Below are 25,581 nucleotides of genomic sequence, written 5' to 3'. Positions count from 1 at the left end.
CTGCGCCTGGGGCGCGAACACGCGTCGCGACTAGACGAAGCCGTCGCCCTCTCGGGCGCTCGGCGCCTGAGAGGGGTAGGCCGCGAAGCGGCTCTGAAGGATCAGCCTGCGGCGCGCTCAGCCGATTCCATGGTGTTGACCAGCAGCATGGTAATCGTCATGGGGCCGACACCACCGGGCACAGGGGTGATGTAGCCCGCCACTTCCTTGACGCCGTTGAAGTCCACATCGCCGCAGAGCTTGCCTTCGGCGTTGCGGTTCATGCCCACATCGATGACCACAGCACCGGGCTTGACCATGTCGGCGGTCAGCACGTCGACCTTGCCCACGGCCGCGACGATGATGTCGGCCTGGCGAGTCATGGCGCCCAGATCGGCGGTGCCGCTATGGGTGACGGTGACAGTGGCGTTGGCGGCCAGCAGCATCATGGCCATGGGCTTGCCCACGATGTTGGAGCGGCCGATGACCACCGCGTGCTTGCCGCGCAGGTCCTTCATGCCGATGGATTCCAGCATCTTCATGCAGCCATAGGGCGTGCAGGCCTTGAAGCCGACTTCGCCGACCATCAGCGCGCCGGCGCTGGCCACGTGGAAACCATCCACATCCTTGGCGGGGGAGATGGTTTCGATGACCTTGTGGTCGTCGATGTGCTTGGGCAGTGGCAGCTGCACCAGGATGCCGTGAATGCTCGGGTCGTTGTTCAGCGCTTCGACACGTGCCAGCAGTTCGGCTTCGGTCATGGAGGCATCGTACTTTTCCAGCACCGAGTGGAAGCCCACGTCTTCGCAGGCCTTGACCTTGTTGCGCACATAAACCTGGGAAGCCTGGTTGTCCCCCACCAGAATCACGGCCAGGCCGGGCGTGATGCCCTTGACCTTGAGCGCTGCCGCGCGTGTGGCGACTTCCTGGCGCAGTTGTTCGGAGAGGGCTTTGCCGTCGATGAGTTGGGCTGTCATTGCTGGAGTACCAATAAAAAATGCTGCTAGCCCTTGATATACAAGCACTAGCAGCTATCAGAATAGGAGTTGGCTAAAGCGCGAGGCCTGGCCAGTGCTCCCTGGATTATCTCGCGATTGGAATGGCTTCCAATTTCGCGGGGAGCACTTAATTGACGGCAGCTGCCGCCTTGGCTGCGGCGCTGGTCTGACCCTGGCCCAGTGCGATCTTGAGCAGATCGGCCACGGTGTTGGCGTTGAGCTTTTCCATGATGTTGGCGCGGTGGGCTTCCACGGTCTTGATGGAGATGCCAAGATCGTCAGCGATCTGCTTGTTCAGACGGCCGGCGACGATGCGCTCGAGCACTTGGGCTTCGCGGCCCGTGAGCTTGGCCAGCAGCGCATCGCGGCTGGCGGCTTGCTGGTGGCCGGTAAAGGCTTCACGGGCGTGATCCAGCATGCGCTCGACCAGACCCAGCAGCTCTTCTTCGTTGAAAGGCTTCTGGATGAAGTCCAGTGCGCCTTTCTTCATGGTGTTCACGGCCATGGGCACATCGCCGTGACCGGTGATGAAGACGATGGGCAGAGGCGACTTGCGCTCGATCAGGCGGTCCTGCAGTTCAAGGCCGGTCATGCCGCCCATGCGGATGTCGACGATCAAACACGCCACTTCGCGCGGGTCGTAGCGCGACAAAAAGGTCTCGGCGGAGTCAAAGCAACGCACGCGGTAGTCCTTGCCTTCCAGCAGCCATTGCAGCGAATCACGGACTGCTTCGTCGTCGTCAACTACGTAAACAGTGCCTTTTTTGGGAATCAAACTCATGCAATCGTCCTCTTTATGGGTTCGCTTGTCGTGGTGAGTGTTGTCGTCTCCACACCCGTTGCCAACGGTAGCCAGAACGAGAACCGGCAACCAGTGACCTCGCTTCCATTGTAGAGGTTCTCGGCATGCATTCGGCCCTGATGTGATTCAACGATCGAGCGGCAAAGATTCAGGCCTATGCCCATGCCCTCGCTCTTGGTGGAGAAGAAGGCTTCGAACAAGTGTTCCAACACTTCCGGCGGCAGGCCCTTGCCTGTGTCTTCCACGGTGAATTCCACGCCTGGCAGGCTTTCAAAGACCTGCGGGCGCACACGCAATTCCACGTTGCGCTGGCCCAGCGGGCGGTCGGACATGTCAATTGACTCAGCACTGTTTTTCATCAAATTGATGAGAACCTGCTCGATGAGGATGGCATCGGCCATTACCGGCGGCATGCGCTCGGCGATATGCGAGGTCAGCTGCACATTGCGGCGGCGCAGTTCGATGCCGGCCAGCTCCAGCGCTTCGCTCACCATCTCGTTCACCTGGGCCAGCATGCGATTGGGCTCGCTCTTTTTCACGAAGGAGCGGATGCGCTGAATGATCTGCCCAGCACGCTGGGCCTGATGAGCGGTCTTTTCCAGCGCAAACTTCATCTGGTCCGGCGTGAGCGTGCCGTTTTCCAGGCGTGTCAGCATGCCGGAGCTGTAGTTGCTGATGGCAGTCAGAGGCTGGTTGAGTTCATGCGCCACGCTGGACGCCATCTCGCCCATGGTGATGAGGCGGCTGGCGGTCTGAGCCTTTTCGGCCTGGGCTGCGGCCTGCTCCTCGGCCAGGCGGCGCTGGGTGATGTCGGTGGCAATCACCATCTGGGCCAGGCGGCCATCCACCCAGCTTAGATAGCGCGAGCGGACTTCCAGCCATTTGCTCAGGCTGGGCACGAAGATCTCGGCATTCCCGCTGCGTGCGGCAGTCAGCGTGTCCGTGGGTAGGCCCATGAGGGCGTCTTCGTCCTCCGGTTCGGGCTGGCGTCGAATGGGCAGCTTGCCTGCCTGGGCGACCAGCTGCAGATGCCCTTCGGTGTGCGATCCAAACCATTGGCGGTACAGCTTGTTGGCAAACAGCAGCTCGGCACTGCCAAGAGGTGCCACGGAAACAGAGGCATCCAGCGCTTCCAGCACGATGGTGAAGCGCTCGTACGAGGCAGATAGCTGCTCGCGAATCCGGTTGGGCTCTGTGATATCTGTCATGGACGACATCCAGCCCGTGTGTTGTCCATGCGCATCAATCAGCGGCGACACATACAGGCGTGCGTCGAACAGGCTGCCGTTCTTGCGCTTCACGCGGACCTGGAAACCGCCGACGATGGTCTTGCCCGACAGCTCCTCGCGTAGCTGTGAGTGCAGATTGTCATAGTCGTTGTCGGGCCAGTAGGAATAGGGTGGAACCTGGCCGACCAGGTCCTTCTCGCTCCAGCCCGTCATCTGGCAGAAGGCCGCGTTCACATAGGTGATGCGGCCGTGCAGATCCAGTGCACGCATGCCGGTCAGCACGGAATTTTCCATGGCGCGGCGGAAGTTGGTCTCGGCAACCAGGGCCTCCTGGGCGCGCTGACGGCGGCGCGTGTGGCGCCAGGTGGCCAGCAGCAGCCAGGCCGTCATGGCCGACAAGGTGCCCACCAGCCAGAACAGGCCGCTGCCGACAACACCCAGCGAGGTCTGATAGGCCTGTGCGCGCATCATCAGCGCCGTGCCCACGGGAGAGACTGGCACTTCATATTCATTGGCAATGGCGCGCCAGTGCAGCAGCTCGGTAGGCGTCTTGCGCGGTGCTAGCGGAGTGCCGGCCAGCACATGGTTGTCGGCATCGCGCATGGTGATGGCGTAACGCGCCATCACTTCGGTGGGTGTGCCATAGCGCAGCAGACTGTCCACCGAAAATTCGGCCAGCAGCTCGCCCTGGTAGCGGCTGTTGGAGCTGATCGGGACATGCAGCTGCAGCAGCGGAGGCAGCTCGTTGGGCTGGGCTCTTTCCTGCACATAAATGGGCTGCAGCATTTCGCGGGCCTGCTCATAGGCTTGCAGGGTTTCGCCCTGATGCAGGCCTTCGCCGACGGCACGCAGCTGATCCGTGGCCACTGTCGGGGCGGACTGGCTGTACAAAACCTGACGCTTGTCGTTGATCCAGGTGATGGATTGCAGCTCGGGGTACTGGCTGATCAGCGCTTCGGTGCGGCCGTCGAAGTCGGCCTTGCGCATTTCGCGGGTGCCGATGTCGCGCGCCATGCGCATCAGCTGCTCCTGGCGCTCCAGCAGTCGAAGGCGCACGCGTTGCTGGGCGTATTCCACATCGCGGCGCAGCGCTTCCTGCTCGCGGTCCACCTCTTCCGTGCGCAAATACCAGAAGGACGCAATGATTGCAGCCATGAACATCAGCACGGATGCCAGCGGCGCGAGAGCGGCGTAACGGTCCTGCCGGGTCGGCGACAGGCTGCGCCACCAGCTACGCCACCAGCGCACAGGGGATGCAACGGATTGCGCGCTTTCTGCGTCCTCTTTTTCTCGTTCGTGATTGCTTGTTTGCATGCCTCCAGTGTAGGGGAGAGACCCAGTGGAATCTGCGACTATTTATGTCGCGTAAAAGACAATCTATAGAGGCTTCACTGTATGTGCATTTGCAACATTTTTTTATATAGTGAAATCACAAAGCATAATTTGAAATTCAAAAAAAATGTGCGAAACTCGCCAGCGATCGACACAGTGAATCGGTTTAATCCGGGGAGCACCCGAAGGTGCTGTGCCACGCGTTATGCGGTGTGGCGCTTGCCGCACCCGTGTGATGCCGCACTCACTGCTTCGTGATAAAGCTACCCCCTCTCGAAGGAGACACTCACAATGACAGCTCAGACTGATCCCAAAGGCGCTGGCTTTCCTGCCGGCCTGGACCAACAAGAATCGCGCGAGTGGATGGATGCCCTCTCCGCGGTGATCGACCGCGAAGGTGCGGACTATGCTCACAAGCTGATCGAGGATCTGCTTGAACACGCTCGCCAGAACAGCGTGGACATGCCTTTCTCGGCCAATACCGGCTATGTGAACACCATCGAGACCGATCAGGAAGAAAAGTGCCCCGGCAACCTCGAGATCGAAGGTCGTCTGCGTGCCTACATGCGCTGGAATGCCATGGCCATGGTGGTCAAGGCCAACCGTATTCACCCTCCCGAAGGTGGTGATCTGGGTGGTCACATCGGCTCCTTCGCTTCGCTAGCCAATATGTTTGCGGCCGGCTTCAACCATTTCTGGCACGCCGAGAACGAAAACCACGGCGGCGACTGCCTGTACATCCAGGGTCACGTCTCGCCCGGCATCTATGCCCGCGCTTACCTGGAAGGCCGTATCTCTGAAGAGCAGCTGCTGAACTTCCGCCAGGAAGTGGACGGGAAGGGGCTGTCGAGCTACCCCCACCCCAAGCTGATGCCCGACTTCTGGCAGTTCCCCACGGTGTCCATGGGTCTGGGCCCGCTGATGGCCATCTACCAGGCACGTTTCCTGAAGTATCTGCACGCACGCGGCATTGCCAACACCGAAAACCGCAAGGTCTGGGTGTTCTGCGGCGACGGTGAAATGGACGAAGTGGAATCCCTGGGCGCCATCGGTCTGGCTTCGCGCGAGAACCTGGACAACCTGGTCTTCGTGATCAACTGCAATCTGCAGCGCCTGGACGGTCCTGTGCGTGGCAACGGCAAGATCATTCAGGAGCTGGAAGGCGAATTCCGCGGTGCCGGCTGGAACGTCATCAAGCTGCTGTGGGGCAAGGGCTGGGACGAGCTGCTGGCCAAGGACAAGGACGGCGTGCTCAAGAAGATCATGATGGAGTGCAACGACGGCGACTATCAGGCTTTCAAGGCCAACGATGGTGCCTATGTTCGCCAGCATTTCTTCGGCCGCGATCCTCGCGCCCTGAAGATGGTCGAGCACATGTCCGACGACGAAATCTGGAACCTGCGCCGCGGTGGCCACGATTCGCAGAAGGTCTACGCAGCATTTGCCGCTGCCAACGGCCACAAGGGTCAGCCTACCGTGCTGCTGGTCAAGACCGTCAAGGGCTTCGGCATGGGCAAGATCGGTGAAGGCAAGAACAACGTTCACCAGACCAAGAAGCTGAGCGACGAGGACATCAAGGCCTTCCGCGACCGCTTCAACATCCCGATCCCCGACAGCCAGATCGCAGACATTCCCTTCTACAAGCCGGCCGACGATACGCCGGAAATGAAGTACCTGCACGAGCGCCGCAAGGCTCTGGGCGGCTACCTGCCACATCGTCGCCAGCAAGCTGACGAGCAGTTCACCGCTCCTGCTCTGGACACCTTCAAGGCCATCCTGGAGCCCACACCCGAAGGCCGTGAGATCTCCACGACCCAGGCTTATGTGCGTTTCCTGACGCAGCTGCTGCGCGACAAGAACATCGGCCCCCGCGTGGTGCCCATCCTGGTGGACGAAGCCCGTACCTTCGGTATGGAAGGCCTGTTCCGTCAGGTCGGCATCTACAACCCCCACGGTCAGCAATACACACCGGTCGACAAGGACCAGGTGATGTACTACCGCGAGGACAAGGCCGGCCAGATCCTGCAGGAAGGCATCAACGAAGCCGGCGGCATGTCCAGCTGGATCGCTGCGGCCACCAGCTACAGCCATAGCAACCGGGTCATGATCCCGTTCTATGTGTACTACTCGATGTTCGGCTTCCAGCGCATCGGCGACCTGGCCTGGGCGGCTGGCGACCTGCAAGCGCGCGGCTTCCTGCTGGGAGGCACCTCGGGCCGTACCACGCTGAACGGTGAAGGCCTGCAGCACGAAGACGGTCACAGCCACATCCTGGCCAACACCATCCCCAACTGCGTGACCTACGACCCCACCTTCGCTCACGAAGTGGCCGTGATCATGCAGGACGGTCTGCGTCGCATGGTGCAGAACCAGGAAAACATCTTCTACTACATCACGCTGCTGAACGAAAACTACCCCATGCCCGGCCTGGAAGCCGGCACGGAAGAGCAGATTCTCAAGGGTATGTACATGGTCAAGCCTGGCCAGAAGGTGCCCGAGAGCGGCCTGCGCGTTCAACTGCTGGGCTCCGGCACCATCCTGCGCGAATCCTTCTTCGCCCAGGAATTGCTGGAAAAGGACTGGGGCGTTGCCGCCGATGTCTGGAGCTGCCCGTCGTTCAACGAACTGACCCGCGAAGGTCAGGAAGTGGACCGCTTCAACATGCTGCACCCTCTGGAAGCCGCCAAGGTTCCGTTCGTGTCCCAGCAACTGGCTGCCCACCCCGGCCCCGTGATTGCGTCGACCGACTACATGAAGGCCTACGCCGAGCAGATCCGTCCCTACATGCCCAAGGGCCGTACCTACAAGGTGCTGGGTACCGACGGTTTCGGCCGTTCGGACTTCCGCGCCAAGCTGCGTGAGCACTTCGAAGTCAACCGTCACTACATCGTGGTGGCTGCACTGCGCGGTCTGGCCGATGAAGGCAAGATCAACGCCACGACCGTGGCCGAAGCGATCAAGAAGTACGGCATCAACGTCGACAAGATCAACCCGCTGCACGCCTAAGAAGGGGAGACAGACAACATGGCATTGACAGAAATCAAGGTCCCCGATATCGGCGACTTCTCCGAAGTCGGCGTGATCGAAGTGCTGGTCAAGGTGGGTGACACCATCAAGGTCGAGCAGTCCCTGATTACCGTGGAGTCCGACAAGGCCTCCATGGAAATCCCCTCCAGCCAGGCTGGCGTGGTCAAGGAAATCAAGGTTGCTCTGGGCGACAAGGTCAAGGAAGGCTCCGTGGTCGTGATGCTGGAAACCGCCGATGCGGCTCCCGCTCCTGCCGCCGCAGCGCCTGCCCCTGTGGCTGCTGCACCCGTGGCCGCAGCTCCTGCACCCGTGGCCGCAGCTCCTGCACCCGTGGCCGCAGCTCCTGCACCCGTGGCTGCAGCCCCTGTGGCCGCCGCTCCTGCAGCATCTTCCACCGTGGACTTGAAGATCCCCGATATCGGCGACTTCAAGGACGTGGCCGTGATCGAGATGCTCGTCAAGGTGGGTGATACCGTGACCGCCGAGCAATCGCTGTTCACCGTGGAGTCCGACAAGGCCTCGATGGAAATCCCTTCGCCTTCGGCCGGCACCATCACGGCGCTGACCATCAAGCTGGGTGACACCGTCAACGTGGGCGACGTCGTCGGTCAGATGACAGTGCAGGGCGCAGCTGCTGCCCCCGTGCGGGCTTCCGCTCCCGTGGCTGCACCGGTTGCCGCTCCTGTGGCGGCAGCATCTGCACCCGTGGTTGCAGCTCCCGTGGCCGTTGCTGCTCCTGTGGCAGCACCTGCGGCCCACAACCCCACCGTGGCTCCCTCGGGTCAACTGCCCCATGCCTCGCCTTCGGTGCGCAAGTTCGCTCGCGAACTGGGCGTGCCTTTGGCAGAAGTCAAGGGCTCTGGCAACAAGGGCCGTATCACGGCGGAAGACATCCAGTCCTTCACCAAGTCGGTGATGGCCGGTGCCGTGCAGACCCTGGCTCAGCAGGCTGTGGCTCCCAAGTCGTCCGGCGGCAACGTCGGCGGTCTGGAAGTGCTGGCCTGGCCCAAGGTCGACTTCGCCAAGTTTGGCGCTGTCGAGCGCAAGGAACTGTCGCGCATCAAGAAGATCTCGGGTGCCAATCTGCACCGCAACTGGGTGGTCATCCCTCACGTCACCAACAATGACGAGGCCGACATCACCGAGCTGGAAGCCTTCCGTGTGCAGACCAATGCCGAAAGCGCCAAGGCCAAGAGCGACGTCAAGGTGACGATGCTGGCTTTCGTGATCAAGGCCGTGGTCGCTGCGCTGAAGAAGTTCCCCGAGTTCAACGCCTCTTTGGACGGCGACACCCTGGTCTACAAGCAGTACTTCAACATCGGTTTTGCCGCCGACACGCCGAATGGCCTGGTCGTTCCCGTGCTCAAGGACGCCGACAAGAAGGGCATTCTGCAGATCAGCCAAGAAATGGGCGAGCTGGCCAAGAAGGCCCGCGACGGCAAGCTGGGCGCTGCAGACATGCAAGGCGGCTGCTTCTCGATTTCGTCTCTGGGCGGCATCGGCGGCACCAACTTCACGCCCATCATCAATGCGCCTGAAGTCGCCATCCTGGGGCTGTCCAAGGGCGCGATGAAGCCCGTGTGGGACGGCAAGCAGTTCGTGCCACGTCTGATGCTGCCTCTGTCGCTGTCGTACGACCACCGCGTCATCGACGGTGCAGCCGCTGCACGCTTCAACGCCTATCTGGGCGCTGTGCTGGCCGACTACCGCCGCATCCTGCTCTAAGCAGCTGACAGGCAGGCCGATTTTTAGCGAAATCGGCCTGTAGCGCTTATCTGAATTGCGCAAGCAGCTATCTTTTTAGATGCCTTGCGCTTCACCTTGCCAGCCCATGAGTGAGATGAAGAACCTGAGACAGCATCCCATCGAGCATCTGCGTGGCGTCATTCCCGGTATCCGGCCTTTTCCGGATGCGGCTGACGTCTTCGCCGAGCCGGTCGAGAAGTACGCGCGGCATTTTCTGCCGCTCGTCACCATCGACCTGGCGCTGCTCGACGATGCCTGGAGCGGGCCGGTTCATCTCGTCGCCCCTTGCGAACCCTACGAAGGGCAAGTCGGGGAGTGGGGGGGCGAGGAGTTTGGCAATGCGCTGCTCAAGCCTGACTGGCTGGCTTTCAAGCTCAACGATCAAGGCGGGTACGAGCTGGCGGGCGACTGGCGCTACTTCATGCTGGAGCAGGATCGGGCCGACTGGGCGGAGAAATCGCTCGACTGGCGCGAGGTACGCACCCAGCATCGTGAACTGGTCAAACTGGGCGTGGAGCCTCCGTTCGAACTGCACCACGAGGCCAAGTACTCATGGCGCGATGTGATGGAACTGCATTACGCAACCCAGCACGCGGCCTATGAGCAGGCCAGGCGGGACTTTCTGGCCCATGGCTGGAATGCCGCGAACGAATGGGACGATCCCACCGAAGTTGCCAAGCTGCCGCTGTATGAGCCAGGCACCGATTGCTACGAAACCAGCTCCGGGCGCTATCTGCTCGGTGTGCTGGGCGGCCCTTCCTGGGGCGGCAACTGGAGCAATCTAACGAATGAGTTGCTGAGCGACACCGGCACGGACGATGGCATTCACCCCATCCACCCGGAAACCGGCGCGCACTTCGAGTTCATCTGCAGTGCCAATGCCGATGCTTTTGCCGCAAGCGGCACCGAAACCCTGCTGTTCTACGAGCCTGAAAGCCGTACCGTATTGCTGACTTTTGACTGGAGCTAAGGCGTCAGCCGCCAGGCTTCAACCCGGAAATACCGTTTTCAGCTGCCCGAGCGAATCGGGCGGCGCAGAGACAAAAACCAAGATAGGAGCGCATATGAGCCTCATCGATATCAAGGTACCCAATATCGGCGACTTCGCCGAAGTGGGCGTGATCGAACTGCTGGTCAACCCCGGCGACACCGTGGCCGTGGACCAGTCCCTCATTACCGTGGAGAGCGACAAGGCCTCCATGGAGATTCCTTCCAGCCATGCCGGCGTCGTGAAGGAAATCAAGGTCAAGGTCGGCGACAAGGTTGCCGAAGGCTCGCTGGTGCTGACACTGGAAGCCGCAGCCGGCGCCGCCGCACCAACTCAGGCAGCAGCCCCTGCGCCTGCCGCAGCCGCTCCAGCACCTGTGGCCGCCCCTGTGGCTGCTGCTTCCGCTCCCGTCGCCAGCAACTTTGCCGGCACCGTGGACATGGACTGTGACGTCGTCGTTCTGGGCGGTGGCCCTGGCGGCTACTCGGCGGCCTTCCGCGCTGCCGACCTGGGCCTCAAGGTCGTGCTGGTCGAGCGTTACGCCACCCTGGGCGGCGTCTGCCTGAACGTGGGTTGCATCCCCTCCAAGGCACTGCTGCACGTGGCTGCCGTGATGGACGAAGTCAAGCACCTGGAAGTGGCCGGCGTGAAGTTCGCCGCTCCCGAAGTCAACATCGACCAGCTGCGCGGCCACAAGGAAAAGGTCATCGGCAAGCTGACCGGCGGTCTGGGCCAGATGGCCAAGATGCGCAAGGTCACCGTCGTGCGCGGCTACGGCAACTTCGTGTCTGCCAACCACATCGAAGTGGAAGAAACCACCGGTTCCGGCCAGGAAAAGACCGGCAGCAAGAAGATCGTTCAGTTCAAGAACGCCATCATCGCTGCAGGCTCGCAAGCCGTGCACCTGCCTTTCATGCCCAAGGACCCCCGCGTGGTCGATTCCACCGGCGCTCTGGACTTGAAGGAAGTGCCCAAGCGCATGCTGATTCTGGGCGGTGGCATCATCGGCCTGGAAATGGGCACCGTCTACTCCACACTGGGCGCGCGCCTTGACGTGGTCGAAATGATGGACGGCCTGATGCAGGGCGCCGACCGGGACCTGGTCAAGGTCTGGCAGAAGATGAACGCGCCACGCTTCGACAACATCATGGTCAACACCAAGACCGTGGGTGCCGAAGCCACACCCGAAGGTATCAAGGTTACGTTCGCTCCAGCCAAGGACGGCGTCACCGTGCCCGAACCCCAGACCTACGACCTGGTGCTGCAAGCCGTGGGCCGCACGCCCAACGGCAAGAAGATCAGCGCCGACAAGGCTGGCGTGGCCGTGACCGACCGCGGCTTCATCGACGTCGACATCCAGATGCGCACCAACGTGCCCAACATCTTCGCGATCGGCGACATCGTGGGCCAGCCCATGCTGGCGCACAAGGCCGTGCACGAAGCGCACGTGGCTGCCGAAGTCATCGCCGGCGAACTGCAAGGCAACAAGGAACTGGCTTCTGCTGCCTTCAACGCCCGCGTGATTCCTTCGGTGGCTTACACCGACCCCGAAGTGGCATGGGTCGGTCTGACCGAAGACCAGGCCAAGGCACAAGGCATCAAGGTCAAGAAGGGCCTGTTCCCCTGGGCAGCTTCCGGCCGCGCCATCGCCAACGGCCGCGACGAAGGCTTTACCAAGCTGCTGTTTGACGACTCCCCCGAAGCCCACGGCCACGGCCGTATCCTGGGCGGCGGCATGGTCGGCACGCATGCCGGCGACATGATTGGTGAAATCGCCCTGGCCATCGAAATGGGCGCGGACACCGTGGACATCGGCAAGACCATCCACCCCCACCCAACCCTTGGCGAGTCCATCGGCATGGCGGCGGAAGTGGCGCACGGTTCCTGCACGGACGTGCCACCCCCACGCAAGTAAGTTTCAGCACTTACGTACAAAGGCAGCCTTCGGGCTGCCTTTGTTTTTATATGTGCATGCTGCATACGCGCTGGAATTTTTTTAGGTTCTATGCGCACCGGCATTCGACATTTTGGGTGCCAGACGATCAAGTATCTGTTCGGGTTCAGTAGGCTCTTATGGCGGCAAAGTTTACATGCAGGATGGCGATATGATCGGGGAAATCTTTCTGGTCATGGAAATGGAGCGGATACCGTGGAAACCGGGGAATCACCCATATGCAATATAGGTACAAATGGTTATATTTTTGAGTAAGAGGAAATAATTTCGGAGGGGATATGGATAGCTCAAATTTAAAAAGTTTCAATCAAAAAATATATTTCATTATTTATTCGTTATTGTTTATATTGTTTTGTGTTGTATTCTTGATATTCATAAATAATCTTGAATTTACTGATAATTCTAAATTAAATTCGATAGTTAAATCCACTAATACAATTGTTGAAAATTTAATTGCTGGTGGTGTGGCTGCAATTATTCTTACTTTAATATCCGATTTAATATTGAGCTTTGTCGATCCTAAGAATAAAGTTGAAGAAATATCATCCTCAAAGATATCAGCTAGACTTAAGCTCAATGCTAATAATACAAATAATTATTTATTTATAGGGAATACTGCTAGTTTTGTGACGAAAGAAATTATTCCAATTCTTTTTAGAAAATCTTTCGAAAGTCATATAAAGAAAAATTTATCAATTTATCTATTAAATCCAAAGTGCAATGATGCGCTTGAGGCTTATGTGTCCTATAAAAATAGAATCCTCTTCTCTGACTCGAAAGGGAATTTTAGCTACAAAGAGTGCTCTATTTGTGAGGGTAAAAAAACATCAGTAGATGATGTTATCTCAACTATATTGTGCACTATATATATGGCTGCGTATGTTAGTCAATCTAACTATGTTGAGGTTAATGTTTTTTTTAGAAGTTACTTCACTCCTTTCAGGGCAGATATTTCAGATGTTGAGGTTGTGTTAACCCAGGAATCTAAAAAAGATCCTGCTGTAGGATTTTCGGAGCGAGGTCAATTTTTCTATTGGTACAAAAAAGAGGCAGATGTTCTTATTTATCAGAGCAAGAAAATTGATTTAAATTTTTTAAAATTGAACAATGAAAGTACAAAAATAACGAGTCCAAACGATTCTAATGAAAATATTGAATCTAGTATGGATTATCTTTTTGGGGAGGTTGATTTTCTTAAGTGCTTAAAAAATGATCTCGGATCTCGATATGGTGCAATTAGAAGTAAAGCAGTAGAATGTATTAAAGATATTCATTGGAGAAAAAATGCTATTTGAAATGTATGATGATATATTTTTTAACAAGGGGAAGATTTGTGTTGACGATAAATTAAAAGCATTGAGGGAAATTGTTCTAAATCAAGGAAATAAATTTATAATATCTCGTCATCCTTTGGGTTTTTTATGCTTGACGATTCCGATTAGAAATTATGAGAAATTAAGATTGCATTTTTGGGATAGGAGTTTTAATTTCTATCAGAATCCGTACTGGCCGGTGCATAATCATATCTTTGATTTTAATAGTCAAGTATTAAAAGGCGTTATTCAGAATAAGAAATATATATTAAGAAGCTACGGAAGGGAGTCTTTGAAATGTGGTAAATATAGAGTTTCATACGATGGAGATAAATCGTTGTTGACTTTTGAGGAGAATACGTATCCTAGGGTTTGCGAAGTTGAAGTTATTAAAGAGGGGGAAATTTATCATATGGATTGCAGTGATTATCATAGAAGTAGGTGCTTAACAAATATAGGGGTTACTTTGATGGCTACTAAAGATAATGAAAAGTCTGAGGTGGTTTACACTTTAGGTAATGGTATTGATAAGCAATTAATATTCGATAGGAGTTCAAAAATAGAAAATAATATTTATGATTATTTTGAAGAAAATTTATAAATATAATTTTTATTGACGGCATGTGCCTATTTGACTTTGCCGAAGTCGCGACAAGCGACCGTAAGCTGGGCGTAGCACTAGGCAAGCCAGTGGTGACCGGCTGAGCACGTTATGAAGCTAACGCACAGGCTGAAGCAAGCTCAAAGAATATTTTTGATAGCGGCCAGCGTTTGAGCGATAAGCGCTATAGCCTGTTTTGGGCCTGATCTTTTGGCATAGCTGGCAGAGCCAGTCTGCTGATAAATTTCCCGATCAGGAAATATCGATTTCTTTTCAGCGTGCTCTGCTTCATAATTTCCCGAACGGGAATTTTTAGGCTAGGCCACCTTATGTCCACCATCCACACCTCCGACCAACTGGGCGCAGCCCTGCGCACTGCCCGCAAGCAACTGGGGCTGACCCAGCCTCAGCTTGCCTTGGCAGCAGGCGTGGGCACGCGTTTTATTGTGGATCTGGAGGCTGGCAAGCCCACGGTGCGGCTGGAGCATGTGCTGCGTGTGATCGATGCGCTGGGGGGAGAGTTGCAGTTGTGCGGTTTGCCGAATACGGCTTCTGAGGGTGTAGAGCATGGCGCATGAACTCGAAGTCTGGCTGTTTGAGCGGCGCGTCGGCAGTCTGTCGCTGGTGCATGGGCGGCTGAGCTTTGCCTATGCGCCCGACTGGTTGTCGCTGCCGCAGGCCGTGGCTTTATCGCATTCGCTGCCCTTGCAGGCTGAGCCGTTTGACGATCACCAGACCCGGCCTTTCTTCGCCGGTCTGCTGCCCGAGGGGCAGATGCGCCGCTTGATTGCCCAGCAGTTTCAGGTGTCGGGCCAGAACGATTTTGCGTTGCTGGACCATATTGGTGGCGAGTGCGCGGGGGCCGTGACTTTTCTGGAGCCGGGGCAGGCTTTGCCCCGGTCCAGCGCCGTGGGTGATGTGGAGTGGCTCAGCGATGAAAAGCTGCTCGCCTTGCTGGACGAGCTGCCGCGCCGCCCCATGCTGGCAGGAGATGACGGCTTGCGGCTCTCGCTGGCCGGAGCGCAAGACAAGCTGCCCGTGGTTTTTGACGGCCAGCGCTTTGGCCTGCCGCGCAATGGTGCGCCCAGCTCGCATATCTTGAAGCCTGCCATCCATGCGGTGGAGGACAGCGTGGCCAATGAAGGCTTTTGCATGCTGCTGGCCCAGGTGATGGGGCTGCGGCCTGCCCATGCCCAAATCCATAGCGTGCTGGGCCGCTCGTTTTTGCTGGTGGAGCGCTATGACCGCGTGCTGAAGAATGATGCACAGCATTCACCGCAGCTGCAGCGAATGCATCAGGAAGACTTTTGCCAGGCGCTGGGCGTGGTGCCCGAACTGAAGTACCAGAACGAGGGCGGGCCGGGTCTGGCGCAATGCTTTGCCCTGCTGCGCAGCGTGACCCGGCCCAGTGCGCCGCAGGTGCTGCGCCTGTTGGATGGGGTGATCTTCAATGCGCTGATCGGCAACCATGATGCGCATGGCAAGAATTTTTCGCTGCTGTACGGGGGCAGAAGCCCTGTGCTGGCACTGTTCTACGATTTGTTGGCTACAGCGATCTACCCCCAGCTGACGCCCAAGATGGCGATGAAGATTGGCAGCAAATACAAGTTTAGCGAGCTGGAGGCCAGGCATTGGGAGCAGTTTGCCGAAGAGGCAGGCTTGGCCAAGGCCGCGACGCGCAAGCGTTTGCAGCAGCTGGCGACCGAGCTACCCGCCGCCGCCCGCAAGTTGCAGGCAGCGCCAGAGCATGGCTTTGCGGGCAATGCGGTGGTGGAGCAGATCGTGCAGTTGATAGAGCTGCGCTGTGCCTTGACACTGCGGCGTCAGACCTGAGCGTGCGTGTGATTGTCGGAGTGCAGCGATGTCTATTAAATTCCCGAACGGGAAATATTTATTTAAATCAGAGGTGGTAAATTGAAAATTTCCTGATCGGGAAATTTCAAATATCATAGCTGCTTGCGCTTGTTGCATAAGCGCTTGAGTTTGATCTAACCGATATTGGATGCCGTTAATTGCAGTGCCAGCCATAAAAACCGTACTGATGGAAACAAACCCATGCCCAGCGCTAGCCTCGATTTTTCCCAACCGCTCCAAGCCGCCTGCCACTGTGGTGCAGTGCGTTTTACCGTGCTGCTCAGCGACGGGCTGAACACCGCGCGGCGCTGCAATTGCTCGTTTTGCCGCATGCGCGGTGCCGTAGCCGTGTCGGCCGAGCTGAGCGGAGTCGAGGTGCTGCAGGGGCAGGATGCGCTGACGCTCTACCAGTTCAACACCGGGCAGGCCAAGCATTTCCTTTGCAAGCATTGCGGCATCTATACCTTTCACCAGCGGCGCTCGTCGCCGCATCAGTACGGCGTGAATGTGGCTTGCATTGAGGGCATGAGCCCGTTTGACTTTGCCGAGGTCGCGGTGAGCGAGGGGCGCTCGCACCCCAGTGACCGCCACTCAGGCGCTGTTGCGGGCAAGCCGGTGGTGGCGGGCTGGCTGCGCTATGAAGCCAATGCACTGCTCGAAGCACAGCTCAAACAATAGTTTTGATAGCTATAAGTGCTTGGTGCATAAGCGTTAGAGCCGGTTTTTGCTTGATATTTCAGCCTGGCTGACTGAGCAAGTCTGTTCATTAATTTCCTGATCAGGAAATATCAATTGCTTTGACCGTGCTCCGGTTTGTTCTTTCCCGAGCGGGAATTTTCATGTCAAGCTATTTTCTCTGATTTGATAGCTGCCTGTGAGCCTCCAGATTGTGTGAACCGCTAGTTTGACTGCAAGCTGTGTAGCGCCGCCGCCAGCGCGTCTGCATCTTTTGTTGTGCACTGCAACATGCGGCGGCATACTGAGCTGGTGTGAGGCCGGTTCCGTGCCACTGTTGGCCCGGCCGGCTTTCGCAAAACAGGAGGGGCCATGCCGTGTACCGCTGACCGTATCCCAACCAGCGCCGCAGCCGCGCCGGGACAGAAAGGCCGGCCATGCTGAGCGTGCTGGCCGTGGCCGTCTCGCTGGCCCTGTTGATGTTTCTGGCCTACCGAGGCGTGACAGTGCTGCTGCTGGCTCCGCTGATGGCGGCCGTAGCTGTGGTGCTGTCGGGCGACGGGCGCTGGCTGCTGCCGCTGTATACCGACACCTTCATGGCCGCGCTCAGCGGCTATGTACTGCAGTTTTTACCTTTATTTTTGCTGGGGGCGCTGTTCGGGCGGCTGATGGCCGATTCGGGGGCGGCCAGTACCTTGGCTCACTGGATTGTGCGCACTCTGGGCAAGAAGTACGCCATACAGACCGTGGTGCTGGCCTGCGCGCTGCTGACCTATGGCGGGGTGTCGCTGTTTGTGGTGGCTTTTGCCATCTACCCGATTGCGCGCAATCTGTTTGAAGAGGCACAGATTCCCAAGCGCCTGATCCCGGCCACGATTGCGCTGGGCGCGTTCACCTTCACCATGACGGCGCTGCCGGGGTCGCCCGCGATCCAGAACGCCATGCCGATTCCGTACTTTGGCACCAATGTGTTTGCGGCGCCGGGGCTGGGCATTCTGGCGGCGGCGCTGATTCTGGCGGGCGGCCTGTGGTGGCTGAGCCGGCGGGCCGCAGCCGCCAAGGCTGCAGGCGAGGGCTATGGCGAGCACGACGAAGGCGGCGCCGATGCGGCACCGACGCCCGAGCAACTGGCGGCTGATGCAGCGCGCCATGCGCAGATACCTCTGTGGATGGCACTGCTGCCATTGCTGCTGGTGATCGGCGTGAATGCGCTGTTTACCTATGGCGTGTTTCCGCGCATGGACCTGGGCTTTGTGAGTGAACGCTTTCCGACGCTGGACCCGACCCGGCTGGTGGGACTGTGGGCGCTGGTGATTGCGCTGATCGTGGCCTGTACGGCGCTGGTGCTGCTGCGCCTGGGGCGCTGGCACAACCTCAAGGACACCATCAACCAGGGCGTGTTTGGATTCATGCTGCCGCTGTTCAATACCGCGTCCGAGGTGGGCTATGGTGCGGTGATTGCATCCCTGGCCGGTTTTGGACTGATCCGCGACGCGGTGCTGCAGGTGTCCAGCAACCCCCTGGTGTCCGAAGCGGTGGCCATGAATGTGCTGGCGGGCATTACCGGCTCATCGTCCGGGGGGCTGAGCATTGCGCTGCAGACTTTGGGTGCCGATTACCTGGCCATGGCCCAGGCCGCCGGCATCAGTCCCGCGCTGCTGCACCGGGTGGCGGTGATGGCTGCCGGTGGCATGGACACGCTGCCGCATTGCGGCGCCATCATCACCCTGCTGGCGATCTGCAAGCTCAACCACCGGCAGTCTTATGGTGACATTGCGGCGGTAACCATGCTGTTCCCGCTGCCGGCGCTGGTGATGGTGATTGCGCTGGGGACCTGGGTGGGCAACTTCTGAGGTCGATCACTGTCAGCCTGGATACCTGGGCGTCAGCGCGATAGAAGAGGGCAGGAGGCCGAAAGGCTGGCGATGCATTACAGAATGCACTGCCAGTCTTTGGTCTCACCTTCACCTTTGCGGCGGTCACTGAAACTCAGGTTGTTGCGGTAATGCGTGCACTGGCCGGGCCGCCGCGTCGCAAGGTGTTGTAGATCGGGCATTTGCCGGTGAAGTAGTCCAGCAATTGCTGGGCCTGCTGCTGCGTGACGCCGCCGGCCGTGACCGCCAGTTCCAGCCTGGCATAGCGGGTGCCGTCGGCGGGATCGCGCTGAAACAGGACTTCGGCATCGAGACTGCTCAGGGGCCAGCCGAATTCGCGCGCTTTTTCCTGAATCAACCCGAAGCTGCAGGACGCCAGTGAGGACAGCAGCAGCTCGCCGGCGGCAATTGCGAGGCCGGGGCCACCGCTGCTGACCTTGGCGTCGGTGGGCAGCACATTGTGGCGTGCGCTGACGAGGTAGCGGCCTGCGGTGGCAGTTGCCTGGGCCTCGATGCTGACGATTTCGCCTGGGGCGGTTTGCAGATCTGCGTTGTCTTGCGAAGTGCTGGTGGCGAGGCTCATGCGGCAACCTTGTCTGTTGATGGAGCGGCGGGAGATTCCACTGTCGTGGAACGTGTTTCGACACGGTCTTTCCAGGCGTGAACGGCGGGGCGTTCCAAGCCCAGGTTTTCGCGCAGGGTTTCGCCGTGGTATTCGGTGCGCAGCAGCTTGCGTTGCTGAAGCTCTGGCACCACATAGCGCACGAACTCTTCGAATCCGGCAGGCTGGTAGGGCGCCTGAATCATGAAGCCGTCGCAGGCCTGTTCTTCAAACCAGTGCTGCATCTGGTCGGCCACGTCCTTGCCGCTGCCCACCATGCCGCCTTCGTAGCGGTTGCCGTAACGCAGGCCCAGCTCGCGCAAGGTCAGCTGTTCGCGGTCGGTGGCTTCGCGCACCTCGTCGTAATGGCCTTTGACGCCGGGCACGTTGAGGTCGGGCAGCGGCGCGTCCAGCGGGTACTGGCCCAGGTCGATATCGAGGTGATAGGCCAGTGTGGACAGTCCGGGCTCGGCATGGGTCAGGTCGCGCAGCACTTCGCGCTTGGCTTCGGCAATGGCGCGGGTCTCGCCCACCAGCGGTGTGGCAGCGGGCAGGATTTTGAGGCTGTCGGGCGAGCGGCCTTTGCGAACCACGCGCTCCTTCATCTCCTTGTAAAAGCGCTGTGCGCTGTCCAGCGAGTCGTGGCTGGCAAAGATCACGTCGGCCCATTGGGCGGCAAAGTCGCGGCCGCGATCCGATGCACCGGCTTGCACGATCAGCGGATAGCCCTGGGGCGAGCGCGGCACGTTCAGCGGGCCGCGCACATCGAACCATTTGCCCTGGTGGTGAATTTCGTGCACCTTGGCAGGGTCGGCAAACAGTGGCGCTTCGCGATCCGCAACCAGTGCGTCGTCTTCCCAGCTGTCCCAGAGTTGATGGACGACTTCCAGGAACTCGTCGGCGCGGTCGTAGCGCTCGTTCTTGGGGATTTGCTCGCGCAGCGAAAAGTTCTTGGATTCGGCGTCCTGAAACGAGGTGACCACGTTCCAGCCGCTGCGTCCGGCGCTCAGATGGTCCAGCGTGGCAAAGGAGCGCGCCAGCTCATAGGGCTGGAAATAGCTGGTCGAGCGGGTGGCCACCAGCCCCAGGTGCCGGGTGGCGCTCGCCATGGCCGTCAGCACCAGCGTGGGGTCCAGCCGCATGGAACCCAGCGCGCCGTAGCGCAGCTGGCTGTCGGTGCTGCTCTGGAAGCGGTCGGGAACGGCCAGAATATCGGCAAAAAAAGCCATGTCGAAACGGCCTCGCTCAAGCGTCTGCGCGATCTTCTGATAGTAGGCCGGGTTGAGCCAGTCGGATTCTGAGCTGGGGTAGCGCCAGCCGCCAGCGCGACCGGGACCGGCAATGATGAAGGCGGCCAGATGCATCTGGCGGGGTGTTGCTTGGGTCATGGCAATGAACTCGATTCTCGGAAATCTTCAGGGGCTCAGGAGAGGGCGCTGCGGATCTTCTGCGCCACATCGCCGACCTTGCTGCTTTGCAAAAAGCCGACGACATCGGTTCGTTGCGGCAGCACGCCCAGTTGCTGGAAGCTGTCGGCCATTTCCTGGGTTTCGGTGGCGGCCTGTCTGCTCAGCGGGGCCAGCAGGTCGGCGGTGGAGTCCGACAGGCGCTTGTCACGAATCAGTTCGACAAAGACGTTTTCTTCGAGGCTGCCGGGACGGAAGCCGCCTTGTGCAGCCCATAGCTTGGCCGTAGCTTCGGGGCTGGCATTGATTCTGGCCTGCGTCTGCTTGATAAGCTTGACGGCGTTGAAGACGGCCTGGGGATTGGATTGCAGCGCTTTCTCGCTGGCGACATAAAAGGCCCAGTCATAGGTTCTGACATTGGGCAGCAGGCGGACCTTATCGCCCAGACGAGCCTTTGCGATGGCCCCGGCATGCTGCCAATGGATCCACCCGTCGATGCTGCCTTGTGCCAGTGCCGTATAGGCATCAACGCCCGAGAGGCTGACTGCCTGCACGTCCTTGAGGCGCAGGCCGGCGGTTTCCAGATACTTGATCAGGCTGTAAGTGCCGGTCGTGCCGTTCTGATGGGCAATGCGTTTGCCCTTGAGATCGGCGGCGGAGCGTATTGAGGATTCGGCGCGTACCAGAAAATCCACTTCGTCGGCGGGCAAGGCGTAAGCGGCCAGTGGAATCATGGGTACCTTGGCGGCGATGGCATTGACGAGCGCGGTTGCCGTTGCAAAGCTGAAGTCCACCGAGCCGGCTTTGATGGCCTCCATCACCGGCAGCGATGCGGTAAATCCGGGCTGGAAGGTGATGGCCGAGCCTATGGCGCTGTGCAGCTGGCTTTCGGGCAGGCTGCGCAGCGTGGCCCAGACACCGGTACGTCCGTCGCCGATGATGGCCACCCGCAGCGGTGTGCCATTGGGCTGCGCCAGAGCGGCATTGCCGCCCAGGCTCAGCGCGGCCAGTGCCGAGCCGGCTTGCAGTCCGCGCTGCAAGGCCTGGCGGCGGCTCAGTGGTGAGGAGGTCAAAGCCGTGGTGCTGTCGTAGGGGCTCATGATGATTGCCGTGAATGAAATGAAAGGAATAGGGCGTGCAGGCCCGTGATTGAAAAACCGGCTCTTGAGGAGGGCGCTACTCAGGCCGAAGCCGACGTCGCCTGGGCCGCCTCGTGCAAGGCCTCCTGCACCAGCAACTCATTGATGAGCCCCGCCTTGAGCGTGGCCAGATCGGCCTGGCCCCGATCGCGGGGTATTGCGCCTTCGAGCAGCAGATCCCTGGCAATGCCGCCATCGCGCAGCACCAGAATGCGATTGGAGAGCACCACCGCCTCTTCCACGTCATGGGTGACCAGCACCACGGTGCAGGGGTGGTCGCGCAACATGTCGAAGAGCAGCAGTTGCATGGAGACTCGGGTGATGGCGTCAAGAGCGCCAAAGGGTTCGTCCAGCAGCAGGATATCGGGGCGATGCAGCAGTGCCCGAGCCAGGGCTGCGCGCTGCTTCTGACCGCCCGAGAGCGTGGACGGAAAATCGTTCTCATGGCCTTGCAGACCGACGGCACGCAATAGTTCCAGAGCTGCAGGTCGTTGCTCGCGTGCGCCAAGCGTGATGTTGTCGAGTACGGTCTGCCAGGGCAGAAGCCTGTCTTCCTGGAACATGACCCGTATCTGGGCCGGGCGCTCCGGCGCGGGGCTGTTCAAGCGCATGCGTCCGCTGCTGCAGTCTTCCAGACCCGCGATAAGCCGCAGCAGCGTGGACTTGCCGGCGCCGCTCGGGCCTATCAGGGAAACGAATTCACCCTGCGTAATATCAAGATCTATATGCTGCAGAACCTGGCGGCGGCCGAACGACTTCCCGATATTGCGCAGAGAAACTGCGCATGCGGCGAAACCATCTTCTTTGATTTCGGCATCTTGGCGGCTTGATACTATTGAACTCATTGACGTGCTGCCTTCTTATAAGCAGGATTCCAGCGCAGAACACGATATTCGATCTGTCGGATAATCCAGTCTGCCAGCCAGCCTGCCAGTGCATAAAGCAATATGGCAAAAATGATGATATCAATGCGCAGCAGTTCGCGGGCGTTTTGAACCATATAACCAATGCCATTGCGAGAGGCTATGGTTTCGGCAATGACCAGCGTGAGCCATGCAACACCTAATGCATATCGGATACCCACCAGTATGGATGGCATGGCGCCGGGAATGATGATTTGTTTGATAAGCTCCTTGCGGCTTAGGCCGTAGGATTTTCCCATTTCCAGCAGCTTGGCATCGACATTCTTGATGCCGCTGGCCGTGTTGATATAGACAGGAAACAGCGTTCCCAATGCGACTAGCAAAATACGCGGCGTTTCATCGATACCCAGCCATAGAATCATCAAAGGCACCAGGGCCAGATGAGGAATGGTGCGCAGCATCTGCAGCGAACGGTCAAGCAGATCATGGTTGAACTGACTGAGACCTACGGCCGTGCCCAAGACCAAGCCCGACAACATGCCAATGCTGAAGCCGGCCAGAACCCGACTCAGGCTGACGCCTATATCTGTCCAGAGCGTGTTGTTGGTCCATTGCTCATAGGCGGCATGAGCGACCGTGATAGGGCTGGGTAATATGGACTGATCTATCCAGCCAGTTGTAGTTGAAAATAGCCAAAGGCTCAGCACAACAAAAGGAATGATCCACGGCGTGAGTATTCTCTTGAAATTGAATGACGTGAATTGCCGTGTGCTTTTCTCTTTGATCAGTTGTCGTATTGCTTGGTCTGAAATTTGCATGGAGTGATATGTGCAAATTGGCTCTATTAATGGAGCCGAAGCCAAGTTTATAACTTAAATATTTAAGATGTTAAATGAATAATTTCTTGTTTGTTAATTACGGAATCATCCTTTTACCAAAGATAATAATATTGTTTGCATATGATGGATTGATCTGCTTGTAGCCGGATCTGATGGATCTGATGGATCTGATGGATCTGATGGATCTGATGGATCTGATGGATCTGATGGATCTGATGGATCTGATGGATCTGATGGATCTGATGGATCGGATATTAGGCTGTGGCTCGGGTCCATAGCTTTTTCCGGAAACCGGGATTCCAGTCAGCAGAGTGAGCCAGCGGAAACGGGCTATGTGTCGCAATCCTTTGGCAGGCGAGGGTAGACATCCGCAATCCTGTTCGGACTCATGCAATGAAAAACAGCCGGCCTGAAGGCCGGCCGGCTGCTGTCGTACTGTTTGGCCTCTGTTTAGCGCATGGCCTAGCCTTGCCGGGCCTTGGCGGGCCGCACCGCCACCATCAGCACCAGCGCCGATAGGATCAACATGCCCAGCACCAGATAGATGCTGTAGTGCCTGTTGCCGGTGTACTGGGTCAGCAGGCCGGCCAGGGTGGGGCTGGCGGCCGAGCCCAGGTTACCCAGGCTGCTGATGAGCGCTATGCCGCCCGCGGCCACGGCCGGTGACAGATAGTCGCTGACGAGGGCAAAGAACAGCGGGGGCAGGGCCGCAAGCCCGATCAGCGTGAAGGCCAGGGCAATCAGAGAGCCTTCGAGATGGCCGTGCATCTGCAGGGTGACGATCAGGCCGGAAATGGCCATGCCGGTGGCGATGAACAGATGCCAGCGCCGGTCGCGGAATCGGTCGGAGCTGGCGCCGAAGGCAATCATGCCAAAGAAGCCCGCTACAAAGGGAATGGCCGAGTAGATGCCGACATGCAGCACGTCCTGCACGCCCAGGCCCTGAATCACGGTGGGCATCCAGAAGACAAACAGATAGGTGGCGCCGTGCATCATGAAATACACCATCGACAGGGCATAGACCTTGGGGTCGCGCAGCAGCTGGCCCAGAGTGGCGCTGTCATGGGCATCCTTGTGCCCGTTGGAGCCGTGGTGAGTGGCCTGGCCGCTTTCGTTGGCCAGGTTGTGTTGCAGACGCGCTTTCTCGGCACCTGTCAGCCATTTGGCGTCGGCGGGCCTGTCCTGCAGGTAGACGTAGAGGATCAGGCCCAGAATGCAGGCGGGCGGGCCCTGGATGAGAAACAGCCATTGCCAGCCATGCAGGCCGTCTATGCCATCCATATATTTGAGGATGGCGCCGCACAGCGGTCCGGCCACGATGGCCATGGCCATGACGGCTGAAAGAAAGATGGAGATCACGCGGCCCCTGCGGGCCGAAGGGTACCAGTAGGTGAAGTAAAGAATGACGCCCGGGAAGAAGCCGGCCTCGAAGGCGCCCAGCAGAAAGCGCGCGACATAGAACTGCAGGGGAGTGGAGACCCAGGCCATGGCCGTGGCGATGAGGCCCCAGACCAGCATGATGCGCATCAGCGTCTTGCGCGTGCCTATCTTCTCCAGCAGCAGATTGCTGGGTACTTCAAATAGAAAGTAGCCTATGAAGAACAGACCCGCGCCGAATCCGTAGGCGGCGTCGCCGAAATCCAGCGTCTGCTTCATCTGGATCTGGGCATAGCCGATATTGATCCGGTCCAGGTAGGCGACCATGTAGCAGATCAGCAGCAGTGGCAGCAGCCGCCAGCTGACCTTGGCATACAGCGCCTTGTCTGCATCGATGTCCTGACCGGTATCTTGCCTGGGCGTTGCGCCCGTAATGGTCGTCGCACTTGGGTTCATGCTTGTCTCTTGGAAGTTGTTGTGGGGCGCGGGGTGGGCATCACGAGCTGGATGCTGCAAGCCGTGGTCTGGGGGCAGACCTGGCTCGGCCTTTTTTCGTTGTCATGAATGCAGGGGATGCTTCGCAGTCCCGCAGCATCAGGCCGCAAGGGCGTAGGCCGCCATGGCCTTGGGCCAGCGCCGGTAGCTGTGACCGGTTCTGGGGTGGCCTGTCTTGGAGTTCGGGGTTCATTTCCTGTTCTTGACCTTCATCGCCTGAACCCGGCTGTGCACAAAGGCTGCATCGACCTTTGCGGGGTAGAGAATCAACGAGTTCGGGGGCAATGTAGGGCCGGTGGCCTGAATGCACTTGGCGCATTCCGCAATTCAGTTGCCTGATCGTGACATCCAAGGGTAAGCCTTAGGCTCTGCTCTTGCAGCGGCAAGGCGGTGGAGGCTGCCGCGCCCAGGCCTGCTGGCGTGGAGGTCGCGCTCGATGAGTTGGCGAACTGTGCGCCGCTGAATGGAGCGGGGATGGTCCGATGCTGA

General features: G+C 58.7%; 20 protein-coding genes. 11 read left to right on the top strand and 9 right to left on the bottom strand.

The annotated features are described in order from the left end of the window. Positions 1-101 precede the first annotated feature (101 nt). From folD to ACLBXN_RS09395, 3 genes are all read right to left on the bottom strand, one after another. Positions 102-956 (bottom strand): bifunctional methylenetetrahydrofolate dehydrogenase/methenyltetrahydrofolate cyclohydrolase FolD, encoded by an 855-nt coding sequence (gene folD / locus ACLBXN_RS09405; protein ID WP_447611935.1) that lies wholly within the window; start codon positions 954-956, stop codon positions 102-104. A 148-nt stretch (positions 957-1,104) separates the two neighbouring features. Then, positions 1,105-1,758, bottom strand: coding sequence for a response regulator transcription factor (locus ACLBXN_RS09400; RefSeq protein WP_003055354.1), 654 nt, complete (start codon positions 1,756-1,758; stop codon positions 1,105-1,107). Continuing rightward, positions 1,755-4,322 (bottom strand): PAS domain-containing sensor histidine kinase, encoded by a 2,568-nt coding sequence (locus ACLBXN_RS09395; protein WP_447611934.1) that lies wholly within the window; start codon positions 4,320-4,322, stop codon positions 1,755-1,757. The genes ACLBXN_RS09400 and ACLBXN_RS09395 overlap by 4 nt, the downstream gene beginning before the upstream one ends. Positions 4,323-4,631: 309 nt before the next feature. On the opposite strand from ACLBXN_RS09395, the gene aceE reads away from it, so the two are divergent. From aceE to ACLBXN_RS09345, 10 genes are all read left to right on the top strand, one after another. Beyond that, entirely contained in the window at positions 4,632-7,346 is a 2,715-nt protein-coding gene (aceE, locus tag ACLBXN_RS09390; protein ID WP_003055351.1) for a pyruvate dehydrogenase (acetyl-transferring), homodimeric type, read from the top strand. A gap of 18 nt (positions 7,347-7,364) precedes the next feature. Continuing rightward, positions 7,365-9,092: a dihydrolipoyllysine-residue acetyltransferase gene (gene aceF, locus ACLBXN_RS09385; RefSeq protein ID WP_447611933.1), complete on the top strand. Its 1,728-nt coding sequence runs from the start codon at positions 7,365-7,367 to the stop codon at positions 9,090-9,092. 115 nt (positions 9,093-9,207) lie between these two features. Continuing rightward, complete coding sequence (locus ACLBXN_RS09380; protein ID WP_447611932.1) at positions 9,208-10,083, top strand: hypothetical protein; 876 nt, start codon at positions 9,208-9,210, stop codon at positions 10,081-10,083. 94 nt (positions 10,084-10,177) lie between these two features. Beyond that, the gene (gene lpdA / locus ACLBXN_RS09375) at positions 10,178-12,016 is read left to right on the top strand and encodes a dihydrolipoyl dehydrogenase (protein ID WP_447611931.1); all 1,839 of its coding nucleotides are present in this window, start codon (positions 10,178-10,180) and stop codon (positions 12,014-12,016) included. A gap of 317 nt (positions 12,017-12,333) precedes the next feature. Next, positions 12,334-13,350 carry a hypothetical protein gene (locus ACLBXN_RS09370; protein ID WP_447611930.1) on the top strand — a complete coding sequence of 339 codons (1,017 nt, stop codon included), beginning with the start codon at positions 12,334-12,336 and terminating at the stop codon, positions 13,348-13,350. After that, complete coding sequence (locus tag ACLBXN_RS09365) at positions 13,340-13,969, top strand: hypothetical protein (protein ID WP_447611929.1); 630 nt, start codon at positions 13,340-13,342, stop codon at positions 13,967-13,969. Before ACLBXN_RS09370 ends, ACLBXN_RS09365 begins: the two co-directional genes overlap by 11 nt. Positions 13,970-14,298: 329 nt before the next feature. Continuing rightward, positions 14,299-14,547 (top strand): helix-turn-helix transcriptional regulator, encoded by a 249-nt coding sequence (locus ACLBXN_RS09360; RefSeq protein ID WP_447611928.1) that lies wholly within the window; start codon positions 14,299-14,301, stop codon positions 14,545-14,547. Further along, a complete protein-coding gene (locus ACLBXN_RS09355) occupies positions 14,537-15,802 on the top strand; it encodes a HipA domain-containing protein (RefSeq protein WP_447611927.1) in 1,266 nt (421 codons plus the stop codon). The genes ACLBXN_RS09360 and ACLBXN_RS09355 overlap by 11 nt, the downstream gene beginning before the upstream one ends. 222 nt (positions 15,803-16,024) lie before the next feature. Next, positions 16,025-16,501 (top strand): GFA family protein, encoded by a 477-nt coding sequence (locus tag ACLBXN_RS09350; protein ID WP_447611926.1) that lies wholly within the window; start codon positions 16,025-16,027, stop codon positions 16,499-16,501. A gap of 434 nt (positions 16,502-16,935) precedes the next feature. After that, positions 16,936-18,351 carry a GntP family permease gene (locus ACLBXN_RS09345; RefSeq protein ID WP_447611925.1) on the top strand — a complete coding sequence of 472 codons (1,416 nt, stop codon included), beginning with the start codon at positions 16,936-16,938 and terminating at the stop codon, positions 18,349-18,351. Positions 18,352-18,487: 136 nt separating this feature from the next. Here ACLBXN_RS09345 and ACLBXN_RS09340 read toward each other — a convergent pair whose 3' ends face one another. From ACLBXN_RS09340 to ACLBXN_RS09320, 5 genes are all read right to left on the bottom strand, one after another. Next, positions 18,488-18,955, bottom strand: coding sequence for an OsmC family protein (locus tag ACLBXN_RS09340; RefSeq protein ID WP_211456223.1), 468 nt, complete (start codon positions 18,953-18,955; stop codon positions 18,488-18,490). Next, positions 18,952-20,361: an LLM class flavin-dependent oxidoreductase gene (locus ACLBXN_RS09335; RefSeq protein ID WP_447611924.1), complete on the bottom strand. Its 1,410-nt coding sequence runs from the start codon at positions 20,359-20,361 to the stop codon at positions 18,952-18,954. The genes ACLBXN_RS09340 and ACLBXN_RS09335 overlap by 4 nt, the downstream gene beginning before the upstream one ends. A gap of 35 nt (positions 20,362-20,396) precedes the next feature. After that, positions 20,397-21,479: an NrtA/SsuA/CpmA family ABC transporter substrate-binding protein gene (locus ACLBXN_RS09330; protein ID WP_447611923.1), complete on the bottom strand. Its 1,083-nt coding sequence runs from the start codon at positions 21,477-21,479 to the stop codon at positions 20,397-20,399. An 80-nt stretch (positions 21,480-21,559) separates the two neighbouring features. Continuing rightward, the gene (locus ACLBXN_RS09325; protein ID WP_447612099.1) at positions 21,560-22,204 is read right to left on the bottom strand and encodes an ABC transporter ATP-binding protein; all 645 of its coding nucleotides are present in this window, start codon (positions 22,202-22,204) and stop codon (positions 21,560-21,562) included. 155 nt (positions 22,205-22,359) lie between these two features. Then, positions 22,360-23,199 (bottom strand): ABC transporter permease subunit, encoded by an 840-nt coding sequence (locus ACLBXN_RS09320; RefSeq protein WP_447611922.1) that lies wholly within the window; start codon positions 23,197-23,199, stop codon positions 22,360-22,362. Positions 23,200-23,372: 173 nt separating this feature from the next. On the opposite strand from ACLBXN_RS09320, the gene ACLBXN_RS09315 reads away from it, so the two are divergent. After that, positions 23,373-23,498, top strand: coding sequence for a hypothetical protein (locus ACLBXN_RS09315; protein WP_447611921.1), 126 nt, complete (start codon positions 23,373-23,375; stop codon positions 23,496-23,498). A gap of 184 nt (positions 23,499-23,682) precedes the next feature. Here the strand turns inward: ACLBXN_RS09315 and ACLBXN_RS09310 are convergent, their stop codons facing one another. Continuing rightward, positions 23,683-25,053, bottom strand: coding sequence for an MFS transporter (locus tag ACLBXN_RS09310; protein WP_447611920.1), 1,371 nt, complete (start codon positions 25,051-25,053; stop codon positions 23,683-23,685). Between the last annotated feature and the right edge of the window lie 528 nt (positions 25,054-25,581).

This window comes from Comamonas sp. C24C (assembly GCF_053345995.1).
This window is presented reverse-complemented; position numbering and strand designations above follow the sequence as displayed.